Origin of the sequence: Stenotrophomonas sp. STK17_22, assembly GCF_051983905.1 — a bacterium.
Classification (GTDB): Bacteria; Pseudomonadota; Gammaproteobacteria; order Xanthomonadales; family Xanthomonadaceae; genus Stenotrophomonas; species Stenotrophomonas maltophilia_A.
Genome location: NZ_CP197010.1, coordinates 584,600 through 603,618, shown reverse-complemented (window position 1 = coordinate 603,618; position 19,019 = coordinate 584,600). Strand labels below are relative to the sequence as shown.

The window sequence follows — 19,019 nt, the reverse complement described above, 5'->3', positions numbered from 1 at the left end:
CGCGTGTATTCCAGTTGGCAGTCTGATTCCCATGGGGTGGCGTAGGCAGGCTCAGGTCGCCGCGTTCCCGCCCAACGCCCGTTCCAGATCCACCTGCAGATCCCCCAACTCCTCCACACCCACGCTCAGCCTTACCAGCGCGTCGCTGATGCCCAGCTGCTCCCGCCGCGCGACCGGAATCGAGGCATGCGTCATCACCGCCGGGTGGTTGACCAGGCTTTCCACGCCGCCCAGCGACTCGGCCAGAGTGAACAGTTCGGTCTTCTCGCAGAAGCGCTTGGCCGCCTCGAAACCGCCCTTGAGCACGATCGAAACGATGCCGCCGTAACCGGCCATCTGCTTGCCGGCCAGCTCATGCTGCGGGTGCGAGGCCAGGCCCGGGTAGATCACTTTTTCCACGGCCGGGTGCTTCTCCAGCCACTGTGCCAGGGCCAGCGCATTGGCGCAGTGCGCCTTCATGCGCAGCGGCAGGGTCTTCAGGCCACGCAGGGCCAGGAAGCTGTCGAACGGGCCCTGCACGCCACCCACCGAGTTCTGCAGGAAGGCCATCTGCTCGGCCAGTTCGGCGTTGTCGCCGACCACGACCATGCCGCCGACCATGTCCGAGTGGCCATTGAGATACTTGGTGGCCGAATGCAGGACCAAGTCAGCGCCCAGCTCCAGCGGGCGCTGCAGCATCGGCGAGGCGAAGGTGTTGTCGACGACGACGATCAGGCCATGGCGCTTGACGATGGCAGCGACCGCGGCGATGTCGACGATCTTCAGCATCGGGTTGGTCGGGGTCTCGATCCACACCATCTTCGTCTTCGGCGTGATGGAGGCCTCGAACGCGGCCAGATCGGTCAGGTCGACGAAGCTGAAATCCAGCCCGGCGGTGCGGCGACGCACGCGCTCGAACAGACGGAAGCTGCCGCCGTAGATATCGTCCATTGCCACCACATGGCTGCCGGCGTCCAGCAGCTCGATCACGGTCGAGCTGGCCGCCATGCCCGAAGCGAAGGCGAAGCCACGGGTGCCGCCTTCCAGCGACGCCACGCAACGCTCATAGGCGAAGCGGGTCGGGTTGTGGGTACGCGAGTACTCGAAGCCCTGATGCTCGCCCGGGCTGGACTGGGCGTAGGTCGAGGTGGCGTAGATCGGCGGCATCACCGCGCCGGTGCTGGGGTCGGGCGACTGGCCACCGTGGATGGCCAGGGTAGCCAGGGCCAGGGCGCGATCCTGGGAAGTTGCGTTGGACATGTTCTTTCCTGAGGGGCGCCGACGCACGGCGCCATCGAAGGTGCGGAAGTCTACCAGCGCGGCCTTAACGACCTTTGACGCGGATAAACCAGGATTCAGCGGTGAACGTCGGCGATCAGCGGCTTACTGCACGCGACGGCGCAGATAGTTCAGCAGGTCGATACGGGTGATCAGGCCCAGGAAGGCGTCGCCGTCCATCACGATCGCCACCTGGCCGCGGTCGAACACCGGCAGCAGCGCCTCGATCGGCGACTTCACGTCCAGCCGGTCCAGCTTGCTGACCATCGCGGTGGCGACGGTGTCGCGGAAGCGTGCCTCATCGCCATACACGTGCAGCAGCACGTCGCTTTCGTCGACGATGCCGACCAGCTGCTCGCCGTCCATCACCGGCAGCTGCGACACGTCGTACAGCTTCATGCGCTGGTAGGCAGTGGTCAGCAGGTCGTTCGGACCGATCACCACGGTGTCGCGCTGGCCGTAAGGGCGCAGGATCAGGTCGCGCAGGTCGCCGTGCTGCGGGCGCTGCAGGAAACCGTTGTCCAGCATCCAGTAGTCGTTGTACATCTTCGACAGGTACTTGTTGCCGGTATCCGGCACCAGCACCAGCACCTTCTTCGGCGTGGTCTGCTCCTTGCAGTACTTCAGGCCGGCGGCCAGCAGGGTGCCGGTGGACGAACCACCCAGGATGCCTTCCTTGCCCAGCAGTTCGCGTGCGGTGTGGAAGCTCTCGGCATCGCTGATGGCATAAGCCTTCTTGACGCGGCTGAAATCGGAGATCGACGGCAGGAAGTCCTCGCCGATGCCTTCCACCAGCCAGCTGCCCGATTTGTCGTTCAGATTGCCGTCGTTGATGTACTCGGCCAGGATCGAACCGACCGGATCGGCCAGCACCAGTTCGGTCTTCGGCGACAGCTTGGCGAAGGCACGCGACAGGCCGGTCATGGTGCCGGAGCTGCCGCAGCCGAACACGATGGCGTCAAGGTCGCCGCCCATCTGCTCGAGGATTTCCGGGCCGGTACCGAATTCATGCGCGGCCGGATTGTCCGGGTTGCCGAACTGGTTGATGAAGTAGGCGCCCGGGGTCTGCTCGGCGATGGTCTTGGCCAGGTCCTGGTAGTACTCCGGATGGCCCTTGGCCACGTCAGAGCGGGTCAGGCGCACTTCGGCGCCCATCGCCTTCAGATTGAAGATCTTTTCCCGGCTCATCTTGTCGGGAACGACCAGAATGAGCTTATAGCCCTTCTGCTGGGCCACCAGCGCCAGGCCCAGGCCGGTGTTGCCAGCCGTGCCCTCGACCAGGGTGGCACCGGGCTTCAGGTCGCCGCGCTTTTCCGCCGCCTCGATCATCGACAGGCCGATGCGATCCTTGATCGATCCGCCCGGGTTGGCGCTCTCCAGCTTCAGGTAGAGCTCGCAGACGCCGGTGTCCAGGCGCTGGGCCTTGACGATCGGGGTCTGGCCGATGAGTTCGAGGACGGAAGAATGGATGGGCATTCGGAGGACTTTCGGTTCGCGCCGCACAGGGCCGGACCGATGATTATCCGACGGATGGCGATGAAAGTCAGGTCGGCAGGGCCGCAGCCCGTCCACCGTAAAAAGAGATGCGGACAGCCCCGGATCGACGAGGAGACCGGTACCGCCCGCATCGATGAGCTGTGCCTGCAGGCCAAGGCACCACGGCCTGTGGTGCCTTGGCGCGGCCGCCTCATCGGCGGTGCCGCGATGCCGGGGCAGGAGCGCCCGGCGGGGCCATCGATGGCCGGGTCACGCCGTTCCGGGCGTGACGGGGTGCGTCAAAGCGTGGGGGACGTCATTGGGAGCGGTGTTTCGTACATTCGCAGAAGTCGTTGCTTGGCCAGCAGCTTCTCGCGCTTCATGCGACCCAGGGTGACATCATCGATCGGGAGTACACCCAACTCCGCGTCCATGCACTTCTTGTTCAACTTGCGGTGCTGGTCATGGAGTGCCCTGAACTCCGGATCACGCGCGCGACGGGCGTCGATCTCGCTCTGGGGCTGATCTTCAAACATGATGGACCTCCTTCGACAGATACACGAACGCCCCGGCCGCAAGGCACGGGGCGTTGTTCATGGAGGAGCGCCGGTCGATGGCCACCTGGACGCCTGCAACGACCTGCGGCACTGGCCTGCGCACGTCGATCTGCTGCGGTTCGCGCCCTGTTTGCATCGGCCCGGCCCTCCCATCGTCCGGTCCGCGGCATTGCGTCCCGGACGATTGACCCTACGCCTGCTCAAGGCGGGGTACAAGACCCCTGCGGCAAAAAGACCGAACCCCGCCGGGGCGGGGTTCAGGCTGAATGCTCATTGCAACGAAAAACAAACAATATCAAGCAATTACGGGGCGATGATGACCTCGGCCGAGCGTCCCCGGGTGGACGCCGCCTTCTTGCCGCTGAGCTGGATCCGGTTGCTCGCGACACCCGCCGCGACCAGGGCATCGCGCAGGGCCTCGGCACGCTTCTGACCGACCCCGTTGGCGCTGTCATAGGCCTCGATGCGCAGGCGGCCCTTCTTGCCGATGTTCAGGTACTCGGCCAGTGCCTTGGTCTGGTTGCGGGCCCCACCGGACAGGCTGGCGGCGCCAGCGGCAAATGCGTCACCATTGAAGGTGAAGACTTCGCCACGGCCATCGAACTTCGAACCCGGCAGCTTCTGCCCGGATACCAGCTCGGCTTCCTCGCGGGCCAGCTTGGCGGCGTTCTGCTGGGCGGCGCTGAGGCGCTGCTGCTGCTTGCCGGCCACGCTGGTCAGGGCATTCTCGGCATCCTGGCGGGCCAGGGTCTCGGCCTCGGCGGCCTGGCGCAGGCGCTCAGCCTCCTCGGCCTGCATCTGCGCCTGCATGCGCAGCTGCTCGGCCTCCTGGCGGGCACGGGCGGCATCGCGGCGGCTGGCCTCGATCAGCAGATCACTGCGGGTGCGCTCGAGGCGATCGACCTCACGCGCGGCCAATGCGGCACGCACGGCAGTCTCGGCAATCTCCACCCGGCGCTCGGCCAGGTAGGTGGCCAGCTCCTGGTCGCGGCGCTTGGCCTTGTCCAGGGTGGCGATGGCCTGCTGGGCCTGCATGCGCTCGAAGGCGCCCAGCTCAGCCGTGTCGGGATTGGCCTGGATGGCCATCAGACGCTGGCTCAGCTGCGCCACCATCGGGTTGTCGGCGGCCAGGGCCAGGGTCGGCAGCGTCAGCAGGGCAGCCAGGGTTGCGGCAGTCATCGGCTTCACCGGCGGTCCTCCCCGGTCGACAGCTGGCGTTGCAGCTGGTTGACCTCGTTGCGGCGCAGTTGCAGCTGCGCGGTGACGGTGGCTTCCTCGCTGCGGGCGCGGGCCAGGTCGGCATCGGCAGCGGCGCGCAGGGCGATCGCCGGGGCGTTCTTGCGCTCACGGCGGTCGCCGGCAGCACGCTGGGCCTGTTCCAGCCCCTGCCGGGCCAGCCCGATCAGGTCCGGGGCGTACTGGTCGGCGTCGGCCTGGGTGGCCTTGTCGACCGCCTGCCGGGCCTGGGCCAGTTCCAGTGCGCCGTCCTGCGCCCAGGCGGGGGCAGACAGTGCGAATGCAAACGCCATCACATACAGGCCATGGCGCATTCGTGCGAAGCTAAGTCGTTTCATTGGGGAGGCCGTACCGGTTGTCGGTTCACGGCCATTGTCGTCAAGCCGACACCGTGCTTGCAACGGGCGTCGGCCGTTTCGTTGGGGAAAATTCGCAATGGATATCGGCTACTTCCTGAAGCTGATGACCGAAAAGAACGCTTCGGACATGTTCCTGACCACCGGAGCACCGGTCTACATCAAGATCGAGGGGAAGCTTTATCCGCTGGGCAACACCGGCCTGCCGCCGGGCATGGTCAAGAAGATCGCCTACTCGCTGATGGACGAAGGCCAGGTGCCGCAGTTCGAGCGCGAGCTGGAGCTCAACATGGCCATCGCCCTGCCCGATGCCGGGCGCTTCCGCGTCAACGTGTTCAAGCAGCGGGGCGAAGTGGGCATGGTCATCCGCGCCATCCGCAGCCGCATCCCGAGCATCGAGGAGCTGAACCTGCCGCAGGTACTGAAGGACGTCATCATGACCCCGCGCGGGCTGGTGCTGGTGGTGGGGTCCACCGGTTCCGGCAAGTCCACCTCGCTGGCGTCGATGATCGACCACCGCAACAGCACCACCACTGGTCACATCCTCACCATCGAGGACCCGATCGAGTACCTGCACAAGCACAAGATGTCGATCGTCAACCAGCGCGAGGTCGGGCTGGACACCCATGCCTTCCACAACGCGCTGAAGAACGCGATGCGTGAAGCGCCGGACGTGATCCTGATCGGCGAGATCCTGGATGCGGAAACGATGGAGGCAGCGATCGCCTTCGCCGAAACCGGCCACCTGTGCCTGGCCACCCTGCACTCCAACAACGCCGACCAGACCATCGAGCGCATCCTCAACTTCTTCCCGGAAAGCGCGCACAAGAACGTGCTGATGAACCTGGCGCTGAACCTGCGTGCGGTGATCAGCCAGCGCCTGGTGAAGAACAAGGAGGGCCGTCGCCTGCCGGCCACCGAGGTGCTGATCAACACGCCGATGATCCGTGACCTGCTGCGTCGCGGCCAGGTGCACGAGATCAAGGCGGCGATGGAAGGCTCGCTGGAGGAAGGCATGGAGAGTTTCGACCAGTGCCTGTTCCGTCTGGCCAAGGCCGGCATCATCGAGCAGGAGGAAGCGCTGCGCGCGGCCGACTCGCGCGATGGCCTGGCCCTGAAGTTCCGCCTGTCCGAAGGCAGCAGCGGCGAGCACGACCCGTATGCGGATTTCTCGGCCGGGCAGCCAAGCATCACTCACGGGTTCTGACCGCACGAAAAAGGGGACGGTGGGGATTAAGTCGTAAGTGCATTTACGACTTAATCCCCACCGTCCCCTTTTTCTGAAGAATTCAGGGGCGGTCTCATCCAATGAGACCCCTCATCCGTAGGTTTCCTCAATGGAAACCATCCGCAAGCTGGCCATCCTGGCCGATGCCGCCAAATACGACGCCTCCTGCGCCTCCAGCGGCTCGGGCAAGCGCGATTCGCGCGCCAGTGGCGGCATCGGCAGCACCGAGGGTATGGGCATCTGCCACAGCTATACACCCGATGGCCGCTGCGTTTCATTGCTGAAGATCCTGCTGACCAACTTCTGCGTCTACGACTGCGCCTACTGCGTGAACCGGGTCTCCAGCAACGTAGCCCGTGCACGTTTCAGCGTGGACGAGGTGGTCGCACTCACCCTGGACTTCTACAAGCGCAACTACATCGAGGGGCTGTTCCTGTCCAGCGGCATCATCCGCAATGCGGACTACACCATGGAACAGATGGTGGAAGTGGCCCGGCAGCTGCGCGAAGAACACCGCTACGCCGGCTACATCCACCTCAAGACCATTCCCGAGGCCTCGCCGGAACTGCTGGCCAGTGCCGGGCGCTATGCCGACCGCCTGTCCATCAACGTGGAACTGCCGACCGAAGCCGGCCTGAGCGCCTTGGCGCCGGAGAAGACGGTGCATTCGATACGCGGCGCGATGGGCGAACTACGCTGGCGCATCGAGGAAGCCAAGGAGGCGCGCAAAGCCCCCGCAGCGGTGGCGCCGAGGGCCAGCCGCAGTCCACACCCTCCCCGTTTCGCACCCGCCGGGCAGAGCACGCAGATGATCGTCGGCGCGGACGGGGCCAACGACCAACAGATCCTGGCCAGCGCCGATGCGCTGTACGGCAACTATCGGATGCGCCGGGTGTACTACTCCGCGTTCAGCCCGATTCCGGACGCCAGCCGGCAGCTGCCACTGCAACCGCCTCCGCTGCAGCGCGAACATCGCCTCTACCAGGCCGACTGGTTGCTGCGCTTCTACGGTTACGGCGTGGATGAGATTACCGATACCACCCAGGACGGCATGCTCGACCTGGACATCGACCCGAAAATGGCTTGGGCGATCCGTCACCCCGAGCGCTTTCCCGTGGATCTCAACCGCGCGCCGAAGGAAATGCTGCTTCGCGTACCCGGGCTGGGCGTGCGCAACGTGAAACGGGTGCTGATGGCACGCCGCCACGGTCGCCTGCGGGTTGCCGATGTAGCACGCCTGAAGGCACCGATGAGCAAACTGCTTCCGTTTGTGCAGCTGGCTGACCACCATCCACGCAAATCGCTGGACGATCCGGCGGCGCTGCGCGCGCAGTTGGCCCCACCGCCTCGTCAGGGATCGCTGTTTGATGCACCGCCCGCCGCCTGACGCGCAGCGCTGGTCGCTGCGGGTGGACCCGCAGTGGTCGCTGCAGGCCTGGCGCGACGCTGCGCGCGAAGCGTTGCTGCGAGGCGTGGCCCCGCCTCAGCTGGACTGGCTGGAAGGGAGCGAAACGTCGTTGCTGGATGCGCCGGCCGTGCAGCGGGCGCCGATGCTGGCTGATGCCAGTGCACCCAACGTGCCCCGCGATTTCCTGGAACTGGCGGCCACCTGCCTGTGCCATCGCGACCCCCAGCGACTGGCCTTGCTGTATCGCCTGCTGTGGCGCATCGTCCATGGCGAGCGTTCGGTGCTGAGCAACCCCGCCGACGCCGATGTCCTGCGCGCAACGGCGCTCGCCCAGGCCGTCCGCCGTGACACGCACAAGATGAAGGCATTCGTGCGCTTCCGCGAGGTGCCTGGCCAGCCTGATGCGTTCATCGCCTGGTTTGAGCCACAGCACCACATTGTCGACCGGGTCGCGCCCTTCTTCGCGCGCCGCTTCACCGGCATGCGCTGGGCGATCCTCACGCCTTCGCGCAGCGTCGCATGGGATGGGCAGGCGCTTGCCTTCGGCCCCGGCGCACGGCGCGAGGATGCCCCGGCCGAGGATGCGCGCGAATCACTGTGGCAGACCTACTACGCCAACATCTTCAATCCGGCGCGACTCAATACACGGATGATGATGCAGGAGATGCCGGCAAAGTACTGGCGCCACCTGCCGGAGGCCCAGCTGCTGCCACGCCTGGTGCGCGATGCGGCCGACCGCGTGCAGGAAATGCATGACCGTCCCGCGCAGGCGCCGCAGCGCAGGATCCCCCTGCGTGCAGGTGTTGCGATGCCAGCAGCGGATGCCAGCAGTCTGGAGAATCTGCGCGGACAGGCCAGCACCTGCCGCCAGTGCCCGCTGTGGGAGCAGTCCACGCAGACCGTGTTCGGGCAGGGGCCTGCAGACGCCCGCATGATGCTGATCGGGGAACAACCTGGCGACACCGAGGATCTGCGCGGACAGCCGTTCATGGGTCCTGCCGGTCAGCTACTGGACCGTGCGCTGACCGAACTGGGAATCGATCGCGCGACGCTGTACCTCACCAACGCGGTGAAGCACTTCCATCATGAACGGCGCGGCAAGGTACGGCTGCACAAACGACCGGAAAGCCGGCACATCCAGGCCTGCCGCCCCTGGCTGATGGGCGAGATCGCGCGCGTGCGGCCCCAGGTGATCGTGTGCCTCGGCGCAACCGCGGCAGCCTCGGTATTCGGCCGTGATTTCGACCTGTCACGTGACCGCGGACGCTGGCACACCCTCGAGGACGGCACCCGCGGCTATGCCACGGTGCACCCGGCATGGGTATTGCGGCAGACCGACGATGCGCGCCGCGAGGATGCCTATCGGCTGTTCCGCGATGATCTGGCCCGATTGCAACAAAAAGGGGACGGAGGGAATTAAGTCGTAAGTGCACAAACGACTTAATCCCCTCCGTCCCCTCTACTTTCAGGCGGCGTCGGGCTGGTTTTCCGGGCGTGCGCGGTCGAAGGCGTCCACTGCCTGGCACGCCGCTTCGATGCGGCGCAGGGTCGGGTACGGCGTCAGGTCCAGGCCGAAGCGATGCGCGTTGTACAGCTGCGGCAGCAGGCAGATATCGGCCAGGCCGGGACGGTCACCGTGGCAGAAGGTGCCCGTCGCGCTGCTGTTGGCCAGCATCGCTTCCATCGCAGTGAAACTCTCGGCGATCCAGTGCAGGGTCCACTGCGTGCGGGCGTCGGCCGGCAGCTGCAGGGTGCGCTCCAGGTACTGCATCACCCGCAGGTTGTTGATCGGGTGGATATCGCAGGCCACCAGCTGGGCCAGCGCACGCACCCGCGCACGGCCGGCGGCATCGGCCGGCAGCAGCGGCACCTGCGGGAAGCGCTCGTCCAGATACTCCAGGATCGCCAGCGACTGGGTCAGTGCATGCCCGTCATGCAGCAGGGTTGGCACCAGCTGCTGCGGATTGAGCGCGCGATAGGCGTCAAGGTGCTGCTCGCCACCATCGCGTACCAGGTGCACCGGCCGGGCTTCCCAGGCCAGGCCCTTCAGCTCCAGACCGATGCGCACGCGGTAGGCGGCGCTGGATCGCCAGTAGGTGTACAGCACGATGCCGTCGTCGACCGGGATCTCCATCGCCGCCTCTCTGCTCAGGGCCTGGTCGCCTGTTCGATGCGCTGCTCGATCGCACCGAAGATGCTGTTGCCGGCGGCATCGAGCATCTCGATGCGGACCACGTCGCCGAAGGACATGAACGGCGTGCTCGGCTTGCCGTCGCGCAGGGTCTCCACCACGCGCTGCTCGGCGAAGCACGAGGCACCCTTGCTGGTGTCTTCGTTGGCGATGGTGCCCGAGCCAACAATGGTGCCGGCGCTGAGCGGACGGGTCTTGGCCGCATGCGCGACCAGCTGGGCGAAGTTGAACTGCATGTCCACGCCGGCTTCCGGCGCGCCGAACCACTGGCCGTTGATGTGGGTCAGCAGCGGCAGGTGCACCTTGCTGTCCTGCCACGCGGCGCCCAGCTCGTCGGGGGTGACGAACACCGGCGACAGCGCCGAGCGCGGCTTGGACTGCAGGAAGCCGAAGCCCTTGGCCAGCTCGCCCGGAATCAGGTTGCGCAGCGAGACATCGTTGACCAGGCCGACCAGCTGGATATGGCCTGCGGCCTGTTCCGGGGTGGCGGCCATCGGCACGTCGTCGGTGATCACCACGATCTCTGCTTCCAGGTCGATGCCATAGTCCTCGCTGACCACCTTGACCGCGTCGCGCGGACCGTAGAAACCGGCGCTGGTCGCCTGGTACATCAGCGGGTCGGTGTAGAAGCTCTCCGGCACCTCGGCGCCACGGGCGCGGCGCACGCGCTCGACATGCGGCAGGTAGGCGCTGCCATCGACGAACTCATAGGCACGCGGCATCGGCGCGGCCAGCGCCTGCGGGTCCAGGTCGAACACGCCATCGGCGTCGCCCGCGTTGAGCGATTCGTACAGGGCGTTCAGGCGCGGCGCGATGTGGCTCCAGTCCTCCAGGGCCTGCTGCAGGGTGGCGGCAATGCCGGTGGCGCGCACGCCGTGGCGCAGGTCACGCGAGACGACGATCAGGGTGCCGTCGCGGCCGCCTTCCTTCAAAGAACCAAGCTTCATGGGTGGGTGTCCGGAGTCGTGGGCAAACAAGTTTCAAGTGTAATCAAATCTGCGTCGACGCCAAGCTGCAGCGCGGCATCGGCCCACCCTACCGTAGTGGGGGGTTCGGCAGGGTTGCACCCTGCACCTGCTTCAAGCCAGGGCAACGTCAACAGCAACAGCCGGCTCTGGGTTGTCTGTGAGCTGGGCGGGACGGTGTGGGTGGGCAGGACACGCCGTAAACCCGTCCCTGGTGGCTCGATGGCGCCATCCATGGCGCCAACGGTCCTGCCCACCCACACCGTCCCACCCCTGACAATTTCCCGATGACGGATCGAACATCCACATCATTCATCGTCGAAATCCGTCAGATATCGAAATTGATCGAATGAGATTCGACAGATCGCGGAAAACTCTCGAAGGCGGGGTGGGTCCGGTTGCGGGGGCGTGAGCCGCATGGATGCGGCGACCGAGCTTACATGGGTGAGGGCGCTTTGCTTGCGAAGCATTGCTTCGCAAGCGCCCGAACGCACAGCCGCCAGCGGCTGGGCCGGGCCCCGGAGGGGGACTTGCAGCGCCCCCCGCAACCGGACCCACCCCGCATCCCTCAGGAAACCGGCTTTTGACGTTGACGTTGACGTTGCTTCGGCCTCTGCGGGTGCAGGGCGCAGCCCTGCAGAGAGCCCCCTACCTGAACAGGCCTTTTTGCGTGAAGTCTCAAACATCGTTTAGACTTGCAGGGTCTGCAGCGGCCGTCCGTTTCCCTCCGGGACCGCCGGCGACCAGGGTCCGCCCTCTTCGCCCGCCCCCACTCCGACGCCGTTCGTCACGCATTCCAGCCTGCGCTCCGTGCCGGCTGCACCCAATTCTCGCAGCGCGGTTCACGGGAACGCTCCGAGTCAGCCGATCAGTTTGATCTGCCCCCGTCTGTCCGTTCGGACAGGCGTTTCTTGTACTTGGAGCAATCTCAATGTCTTTTGAATCGCTGGGCCTGGCGCCCTTCCTGCTGCGTGCGCTCGCCGAGCAGGGCTACGAAAACCCGACCCCGATCCAGCAGCAGGCGATCCCGCTGGCGCTGGCCGGTCGCGACCTGCTGGCCGGCGCTCAGACCGGCACCGGCAAGACCGCCGCCTTCGGCCTGCCGCTGCTGCAGCACCTGGGCACCGCCTCGCAGGAAGTGCGCAGCGGCCCGCGCAAGCCGCGCGCGCTGATCCTGGCCCCGACCCGCGAGCTGGCCACCCAGGTGCATGACAGCCTGCGCGGCTACAGCAAGTACCTGCGCATCCCCAGCGCCTGCATCTACGGCGGCGTCGGCATGGGCAACCAGCTGGACATCCTGCGCCGTGGCGTGGACCTGCTGGTGGCCTGCCCGGGCCGCCTGATCGACCACCTCGAGCGTCGCAGCATCGACCTGTCCGGCATTGAACTGCTGGTGCTGGACGAAGCCGACCGCATGCTCGACATGGGCTTCCTGCCGTCGATCAAGCGCATCCTGGCCAAGCTGCCGAAGCAGAACCGCCAGACCCTGCTGTTCTCGGCCACCTTCGAGGACAACATCCGCCAGCTGGCGCTGGAGTTCATGCGCAACCCGGAACAGATCCAGGTCACGCCGAAGAACACCGTCGCCGAAACCATCACCCATCGCGTGCACCCGGTCGATGCCGGCCGCAAGCGCGACCTGCTGCTGCACCTGCTGGCGCAGGACAGCCGCGAGCAGACCCTGGTGTTCGCCCGCACCAAGCACGGCAGCGACAAGCTGGCCACGTTCCTGGAAAAGTCGGGCATCAAGACCGCGGCGATCCACGGCAACAAGAGCCAGGGCCAGCGCCTGCGTGCGCTGGGCGACTTCAAGGCCGGCCGCGTGACCGTGCTGGTGGCCACCGATATCGCCGCGCGCGGCATCGACATCAACGAGCTGCCGAAGGTGATCAACTTCGACCTGCCGATGGTGGCCGAAGATTACGTGCACCGCATCGGCCGCACCGGCCGCAACGGCGCGACCGGCCAGGCGATCTCGCTGGTGGCGCAGGATGAAGTGAAGCTGCTGCGCGCGATCGTGCGCCTGCTGGGCCGCGACATGGACATCCGCGATGTGCCGGGCTTCGAGCTGCAGACGCCGATCCGCTGGGGCAACAGTGCGCCGGGCAAGGCCGAGCACGATACCGGCGAGCGCGCACCGCGCAAGAGCCACGCACGCCGTCCGCACGGCGATGCGCCGCGCCATGCGCATGCGGGCCCGAAGAAGGCCGGTGGTGGCCGTCGCGAGGGCGGTGGCAATGGCCAGCAGCGTGCAGGCGCCGGTCAGGGCCAGCGTCGTGGCGGTGGCGGCAATGGTGGCGGCCGTGGCCGCGGCCAGGGTGGCAACGGCGGCGGTCGCGCCGGCTGATCGCAGCTGACATGGAGGGTGCTTCCCGCTGCGCGGGGGCTATCGAGGGACGGCGCTGACGCGCCGTCCTTTTTTTGTTGCGGGCTACCGGGTGATAAAGCACGCGGTGGCAGTACCGAGGGCGGATGGGCATGGGGGCAGCGCAGAACACGCTGTAAATACGTCCATGTAAGCTCGATGGCGCCATCCATGGCGCCAACGGTTCTGCGCTGCCCCCATGCCCATCCGCTTCAAGCATTGCCTGCACCTTCTTCTCCCGCCGGGTAGCCGGGAGAAGAAAGATCAAATTCAAATTCAAATTCAAAGGCAAAAGCCGAAGTCGCAATTCCTGGTTCTGCTTTTGCTTTCGCCCTTGCTCCCGCCTTGGGGTTCGATGCGTCCGCGCCCGCAGGAAACTGTCGAGGGGAGGCCGGGCGGGCTGCGCAGGACCGTGAGGCGCATGGATGCGCCGATCGAGCTTACATGGACGTATTTACAGCGTGTCCTGCGCAGCCCGCCCGGCCTCCCCCCCACACGCATCAATCGAGGCGCGCAAAGCCTCAACCCCGCGCTTTACTCGGATTCACCAGATTCCCGAAGAAGATCGCGTTGATCAGCAGTCGATCCGTCCCGTGCCAGTACTTGCGATGCGCCGGATCATCGGCGAACAGCACCACGTTGCCCTGCCCCTGCGCCGACACCAGCAGCCACGCGCTGCCCGCCACCCGCGTGCGATTGCGCTCGGACAGATAGCCATTCACCCGCGGCGGCGTGTCGATGCGTACCACCGTCGAGAACGGGTTAGCGCTTGGCTGCAGCGTCACCGTGTTTTCCTTGTTGATCGCCAGCTGCCGGCGTGGCACGCCAAACGCCAGCGGATGGCTGGTATCCACGTCGGCACTGAGGATGTTGCCGCTGACCCGCTCGATCGCGGCGATGTCGCGCTGGTCGCCGAACGCACGGCGGCTCTCGTCCGCGGTCTCTTCTTCCTTGCCAAGCTTCTCGCCGTCGGCGAGCTTCTGTTCGATCGCCCACTTCGAGGCACTGCCATAGGTAACCAGTGAACCACCGGCCTGCACCCAGCGCTTCAGTGCAGCCACCGCCGTGGCATCGATGCCTGTGTAGGTTCCACCGGACAGCACGATGGTGGTGTAACGATCCAGCGGTGCTTTGCCCAGCTGCTGCGGATCCAGCTTGCTGGCGGGCAACCGCAGCTGCTGGTCCAACAGGAACCAGGCCGAGCCGATCTCGGTGGCGGCCACGCCCTCGCCCATCACCAGCGCAACCGCAGGTTTGCGCAGCGCTTTGACGCCATCACTGCCGAGGTCGATGCCCTTACGGCTGCGGCCGCTGGACAGCGCGTGCACCTGCACACCGGCAGCACGCGCGGCAGACGTCACGGCTTCAAGCAACGCCGTGCCCTGCAGTGATTGCCCGGCCACCGGAATCACCAGGCTGCCGGCGGCGAAGTTGACCTCGCCCTGCGTGGTCGCGGTGGTGAACGGCTGGAATGCCGCGCGTGCATTCACGCCCTTGCCCTGCAGCGCGGCCAGCGCGCGCCCGGCATTGTAGTCGCGCCAGTCGATCGCGTAGGCGAATCCTGCCTGGCCGCCCAGCAGGGTGCTCTGCTCCGCCGGCAGCGCCGCCACGCGTGCGCCGCCGTCGATGCGGCTGCGGCTACCGGCGAAGGCCACACCGTAGGCCGGTGCAATCGCGTAGCTGGTGCTGCCGTAGAACACATCGCCCTTGATCGGCGGCGTCTCGGCAAAGATCGAATGCACCAGGCGGAACTGCGCCTGCTGCACCGGCACCACGTAGGCGCTGCCGGCATCGAAGCGCTGGCCATCGACACTGACGTCACGTTCCAGCGCGCGCACCTCGATGCGATGCAGCAGCAACAGTTCCAGCAAACGACGGGTCAATGCGGGGTCATGCGCATCGCCGAATACGAAGCTCTTCACCGGCTGCTGTGCGGCCTGCTTCAACGCGCTCTGGAAGAACTGCTTCTGCAGGTCGAACAGGCCGCTGCGCTCGGCTACCGCGCCGCGCACCGTGCCCAGCCCGGTAGCCACCTGGTTGCGGATGGTGAACGGGAAGGTCAGCAGGCCGTTCACCGATTCCTGCACGCGGCCGCGCGAGCTGGCCTGCTCGACGGTAACGCCGACGGCACCGTGGAAATCAGGATAGGTCGAGCCGTACACCGGCGAGAAGTTGTCGAAGTTCTCGCCGGTGTAGTACAGCGAGCCCAGCGCATCCAACGCCTGCGCGTGGTACTTGGCCAGGGTCTTGTTGAATTCATACGACGCCGCTGGAATCAGCGGGCTGTGCATGCTCTTCGGCGACGGTTCGAAGTAATAGGTGCTGTCCTTGCCCATCTCGTGGAAATCAATCTGCACGTTCGGGTACCACTGGTGGAACACCTCCACCTTCGGCCGCGAGTCCTGCTGGGTCAGGGCCAGCCAGTCGCGGTTGAGATCGGTGAAGTAGTGGTTGGTGCGGCCCTGCGGGAACGGCTCAACGTGTTCCTTGTCGGCCGGGTCGGCCGAGGCCGGATCAGAGGCCCAGGCGTTGTGCCAGTTGGCGGCACGATCACGGCCATCCGGGTTCTGCGCCGGGTCGAACAGCACCACCGCCTGCTGCAGCCACTGCTGGGTTTCGGCGCTGCGGTTGGCCACCAGGTAGTACGCCGTCAGCATCGCCGCTTCGGCACTGGAGGTCTCGTTGCCATGCACGCTGTAGCCCAGCCACACCACCACCGGGCTGTCACCGGCGGCGCTGCGCGGCTGCGCCGGATCGGCCAGGGTCGCGTGCTGCTGGCGGATCTGTTCCAGCCGCGCGTGGTTGCCTGCAGCAGTGACGGTGGCGATCAGCAGCGGGCGACCTTCATAGCTGCGGCCGATCTCGCGCACGCTGATCTTGTCCGAGCGTTTCGCAAGTTCCTGGAAGTACGCCACCAGCTGGTCGTGCCGGGTGTAACGGCTGCCGATCGGGTAGCCGAGGAACTGCTCCGGCGTGGGCACCGCTGCATCGAACGCCGCTGCGTCGGTCACCTGCGGGAAGAAGTACGCGCTCTGTGCCTGCGCCGGCTGCGGCGAGGACAGTGCGGTGGCGGCGGCAAGCAGCAACGGAAGAACGGCACGGCGATGCAAGGACACGATGACTCCCCTGGAACACAACGGCAGACAGTCGCGCGGCCGGTCCCTTCAGGTGACCGGCCGCGGCGGATGGATCAGAAGCGGTAATCGAAGCCCAGCGTGAAGTAGCGGCCACGCAGGTCGTACTGGCTGAAGTCGTACGGCGCGCGGATGCCCGGGAACGAGGCGTCGTACGGCGGCGTCTTGTCGGCCAGGTTCTGCACCTTGGCGTACACGGTCAGCTTGTCGATGCCGGTGTAAGCCAGGTACAGGTCGTACTGGCTGTAGCTGCCGACACGCTGCTGCACGGCCTTGGCGGCGGTACTGGCTTCCTGGCGGTAGCTGCTGGTGTAGTACCAGGTCACGGCTGCGTTGAAGTCGCCGTACTTCCAGTCCAGCGTGGTGGTGGCCTTGTCCTTGGGCAGGGTTGCGCCCAGGTTGCTGCCGGCGTAGTCCACCAGTGGGCCGCCGACCACGGTCGGGCGACGGTAGTCGCGCACGTGGGTGTAGGCCGAGGACACGGTGAAGTCACCCAGCGCAGCGGTCGGGATGCGCTGGCGCAGCTCGACGTCGATGCCCGAGGTCTTCAGCTCGCTCAGGTTCTGGTAGCGGTTGTAGACCGCCTGCAGCTTGCCGCGCTCATCGCGCTGCACGGCGCCGGCCACGTTGTCGTTGACCAGGGTCTGGGTGTTGTTGGTGCCGACCAGGTTGTCCAGCTGGATGCGGTAGTAGTCCACGCTCAGGTTGGTGTTGGCCCACGGCGACAGCACCACGCCGAAGTTCACGCTCTTGGTGCGCTCGGGCTTCAGTTCGTTGTTGCCGACGGTGAAGAAGGTGGGGTTCTGACGCGAGCCCGGCACGTCCGGGTCACGCGGATCGACCACGCTGCCGTAGGCGATGCTGGTGCTGTTGGAGTTCTCCGACAGCGACGGCGCACGGAAGCCCTTCGAGGCCGAGGCACGCACCAGCAGGAAGTCGAGCGGCTGCCAGCGCAGGCCGATCTTCGGCGAGAACGCATCGCCGAAATCATCGTAGTGATCGGCGCGCGCGGCAGCGGACAGCTCCAGCGTCGATGCCAGCGGCACGTTCACTTCGGCGTAGGCCGCACTGACCTGGCGCTTGCCGTGCACTTCGGCGATGGCCGGGCGCACCTGCAGGCCTGCGTCGATCTGCCACGGGTTGTTGGAATCGAGCTTCTCGCGGCGCCACTCGGCACCGGCGGCGAAGCCGATCTCGCCGGCCCAGGTATGGCCCAGGCTGCCGGAAATCTTCGCATCGATGCCCTGCAGCTTGGACTCGGCCGGACGCAGCGTGGCGATGTTGATCGAGTCGCGCACCGACTGCGGGGTGGCGGCCGGGTTCAGCAGGTTGTAGCTGCCCGTTGCCAGCGCATCGGCCAGCGCCCAGCGGTTGGCGAAACCGCCAGAGACACTCTCACGCTCGCTGCTGCGCGCGCCGAACGCGGCCACTTCCCAGTCCCACTTCGCGGTGGTGCCACGCAGGCCGAACACGCCGCGGTAAGCGGTGGAGCGGTTGGTCTTGAGCGTGCCGCCCAGGTCGAAGAAGGTGTATTCGATCGGGATCGCACGGCCGTACGGGTTGTACGGATTGTTGGCCGGCAGCAGCGACGACACCGGCTCGGCCAGGCCACTGTCCGCGTTCAGTGCGAAGCGGCCGCTCTCCAGGGTGAAGAACGGGCTGCTGCCGAACCACGCGGTGCTCTTGATCTGGCTGTACAGCACTTCGCCGAAGGCTTCGACGTTGTCGTTCAGGCGGAAGGTACCGTTGGCATAGGCCTGGTAGCGCTTGGTCGAGGGAATCAGCGTGGTGAACGGCGCCTGGTTGAAGCCGCAGGTATCACCGGCCAGGCCGTCGATCGGTGCGCTGGCGACGCGGGTAGTACCGGCCGGGCAGTTGCCGCTGGCATCGAGCATCGGCACCGACACACCGTTGACCAGATAGCGCGCGCCCTTGGCCGACCAGCCGTTCCAGCGGCCACCGGGCTTGTCGGTGTAGATGCCGCTCTTGGTCAGGTTGCGTTCGTCCTGGTCCAGGCGCTCGCGGTTGTAGCCCTGCAGGCTGAAGAGGATGTTGTAGCCATCGGTATCGAGATCACCGAGGCCGCCGACGAACTTCAGGTTCTGCTCGTGCAGGCCGCCCTGGTCGGCGCCGCCGAAGCTGCCGCCGATCTCGGCGCCTTCGAAGTTCTGCCGGGTGATGATGTTGACCACACCGGCCACGGCGTCGGAGCCGTAGACCGCCGAGGCGCCATCCTTGAGCACTTCGATGCGTTCGACCGCGACCAGCGGAAGCGCGTTGAGATCGACAAAGGTGTCGGACAGGCCACCGGCCGGGAAGCCGTAGTTGGCCAGGCGACGGCCATTGAGCAGCACCAGCGTGTTCTTCTGCGACAGGCCACGCAGGCCGATGCCGGCCGAGCCGGAGGCCCAGCCGTTGTTGGTGGTTTCGTTGCTGGCGTTGCCGGTGTTCGCCGAGATCGAGCGCAGCACATCGGCCACGGTGGCCTTGCCGGTCTGTTCCAGCTGCTGGCGGCCGATCACCTGCACCGGGTTGGAGGCCTCGGTATCGGTGCGCTTGATGTTGGAACCGGTGACGCGCACGGCAGCCAGGGTGCTGGCTTCGCCACTGGCGTCGGCGGAGGTTTCGGCGGCGGCGGACAAAGGCGCGGCCAGAGCGACGGCCAGGGCCGCCACGAGCAGGGTGTGCTTGGGCATGACGATGTGGGGGAGGTGGTAAGGGCGACGAAGTTCCGCAGTAGTCCATGCTTGGCCGGGGTCCGGCCAATAACATCTCTTCATACGGATATAAGAGAAACTATCATCTCTTCATCCGGATGGAAAGAGTTGCTTCACGAAAGTCCAACA

Annotated in this window: 13 protein-coding genes; 4 read left to right on the top strand and 9 right to left on the bottom strand. The window is 66.2% G+C overall.

The genetic code is table 11. From position 1 onward, the window contains the following. Nucleotides 1–51: 51 nt before the first annotated feature. From ACSYS9_RS02700 to ACSYS9_RS02680, 5 genes are all read right to left on the bottom strand, one after another. The gene (locus tag ACSYS9_RS02700) at nt 52–1,239 is read right to left on the bottom strand and encodes a cystathionine gamma-synthase (protein WP_049461333.1); all 1,188 of its coding nucleotides are present in this window, start codon (nt 1,237–1,239) and stop codon (nt 52–54) included. Nucleotides 1,240–1,362: 123 nt separating this feature from the next. Then, nucleotides 1,363–2,733 carry a pyridoxal-phosphate dependent enzyme gene (locus tag ACSYS9_RS02695; protein WP_049461332.1) on the bottom strand — a complete coding sequence of 457 codons (1,371 nt, stop codon included), beginning with the start codon at nt 2,731–2,733 and terminating at the stop codon, nt 1,363–1,365. 299 nt (nt 2,734–3,032) lie between these two features. Continuing rightward, the gene (locus ACSYS9_RS02690; RefSeq protein ID WP_004154075.1) at nt 3,033–3,269 is read right to left on the bottom strand and encodes a YdcH family protein; all 237 of its coding nucleotides are present in this window, start codon (nt 3,267–3,269) and stop codon (nt 3,033–3,035) included. Nucleotides 3,270–3,593: 324 nt separating this feature from the next. Further along, nucleotides 3,594–4,478, bottom strand: a complete 885-nt coding sequence (locus ACSYS9_RS02685) for a hypothetical protein (protein WP_440568792.1) — start codon at nt 4,476–4,478, stop codon at nt 3,594–3,596. After that, a complete protein-coding gene (locus tag ACSYS9_RS02680) occupies nt 4,475–4,840 on the bottom strand; it encodes a DUF4398 domain-containing protein (RefSeq protein ID WP_049398394.1) in 366 nt (121 codons plus the stop codon). Before ACSYS9_RS02680 ends, ACSYS9_RS02685 begins: the two co-directional genes overlap by 4 nt. 121 nt (nt 4,841–4,961) lie before the next feature. On the opposite strand from ACSYS9_RS02680, the gene ACSYS9_RS02675 reads away from it, so the two are divergent. The 3 genes from ACSYS9_RS02675 (at nt 4,962) to ACSYS9_RS02665 (ending at nt 8,938) form a co-directional block, all read left to right on the top strand. Then, complete coding sequence (locus ACSYS9_RS02675) at nt 4,962–6,089, top strand: PilT/PilU family type 4a pilus ATPase (protein WP_032127971.1); 1,128 nt, start codon at nt 4,962–4,964, stop codon at nt 6,087–6,089. Nucleotides 6,090–6,219: 130 nt separating this feature from the next. Continuing rightward, nucleotides 6,220–7,497, top strand: coding sequence for a putative DNA modification/repair radical SAM protein (locus ACSYS9_RS02670; RefSeq protein ID WP_049461330.1), 1,278 nt, complete (start codon nt 6,220–6,222; stop codon nt 7,495–7,497). Beyond that, a complete protein-coding gene (locus ACSYS9_RS02665) occupies nt 7,478–8,938 on the top strand; it encodes a UdgX family uracil-DNA binding protein (protein WP_071227723.1) in 1,461 nt (486 codons plus the stop codon). The genes ACSYS9_RS02670 and ACSYS9_RS02665 overlap by 20 nt, the downstream gene beginning before the upstream one ends. A 45-nt stretch (nt 8,939–8,983) precedes the next feature. On the opposite strand, the gene maiA is transcribed toward ACSYS9_RS02665, so the two are convergent. Both maiA and ACSYS9_RS02655 read right to left on the bottom strand, forming a co-directional pair. Continuing rightward, complete coding sequence (gene maiA / locus ACSYS9_RS02660; RefSeq protein ID WP_049461325.1) at nt 8,984–9,652, bottom strand: maleylacetoacetate isomerase; 669 nt, start codon at nt 9,650–9,652, stop codon at nt 8,984–8,986. Between the two features lie 14 nt (nt 9,653–9,666). Continuing rightward, nucleotides 9,667–10,656 (bottom strand): fumarylacetoacetate hydrolase family protein, encoded by a 990-nt coding sequence (locus tag ACSYS9_RS02655; RefSeq protein WP_032127967.1) that lies wholly within the window; start codon nt 10,654–10,656, stop codon nt 9,667–9,669. A gap of 949 nt (nt 10,657–11,605) precedes the next feature. Between ACSYS9_RS02655 and ACSYS9_RS02650 the strand changes: the two genes are divergently transcribed. After that, entirely contained in the window at nt 11,606–13,021 is a 1,416-nt protein-coding gene (locus ACSYS9_RS02650; protein WP_049461652.1) for a DEAD/DEAH box helicase, read from the top strand. Nucleotides 13,022–13,560: 539 nt separating this feature from the next. Here the strand turns inward: ACSYS9_RS02650 and ACSYS9_RS02645 are convergent. Both ACSYS9_RS02645 and ACSYS9_RS02640 read right to left on the bottom strand, forming a co-directional pair. Further along, nucleotides 13,561–16,155 carry a M14 family zinc carboxypeptidase gene (locus tag ACSYS9_RS02645; RefSeq protein WP_049461653.1) on the bottom strand — a complete coding sequence of 865 codons (2,595 nt, stop codon included), beginning with the start codon at nt 16,153–16,155 and terminating at the stop codon, nt 13,561–13,563. A 74-nt stretch (nt 16,156–16,229) separates the two neighbouring features. Next, nucleotides 16,230–18,869, bottom strand: a complete 2,640-nt coding sequence (locus tag ACSYS9_RS02640) for a TonB-dependent receptor plug domain-containing protein (protein ID WP_049461654.1) — start codon at nt 18,867–18,869, stop codon at nt 16,230–16,232. Between the last annotated feature and the right edge of the window lie 150 nt (nt 18,870–19,019).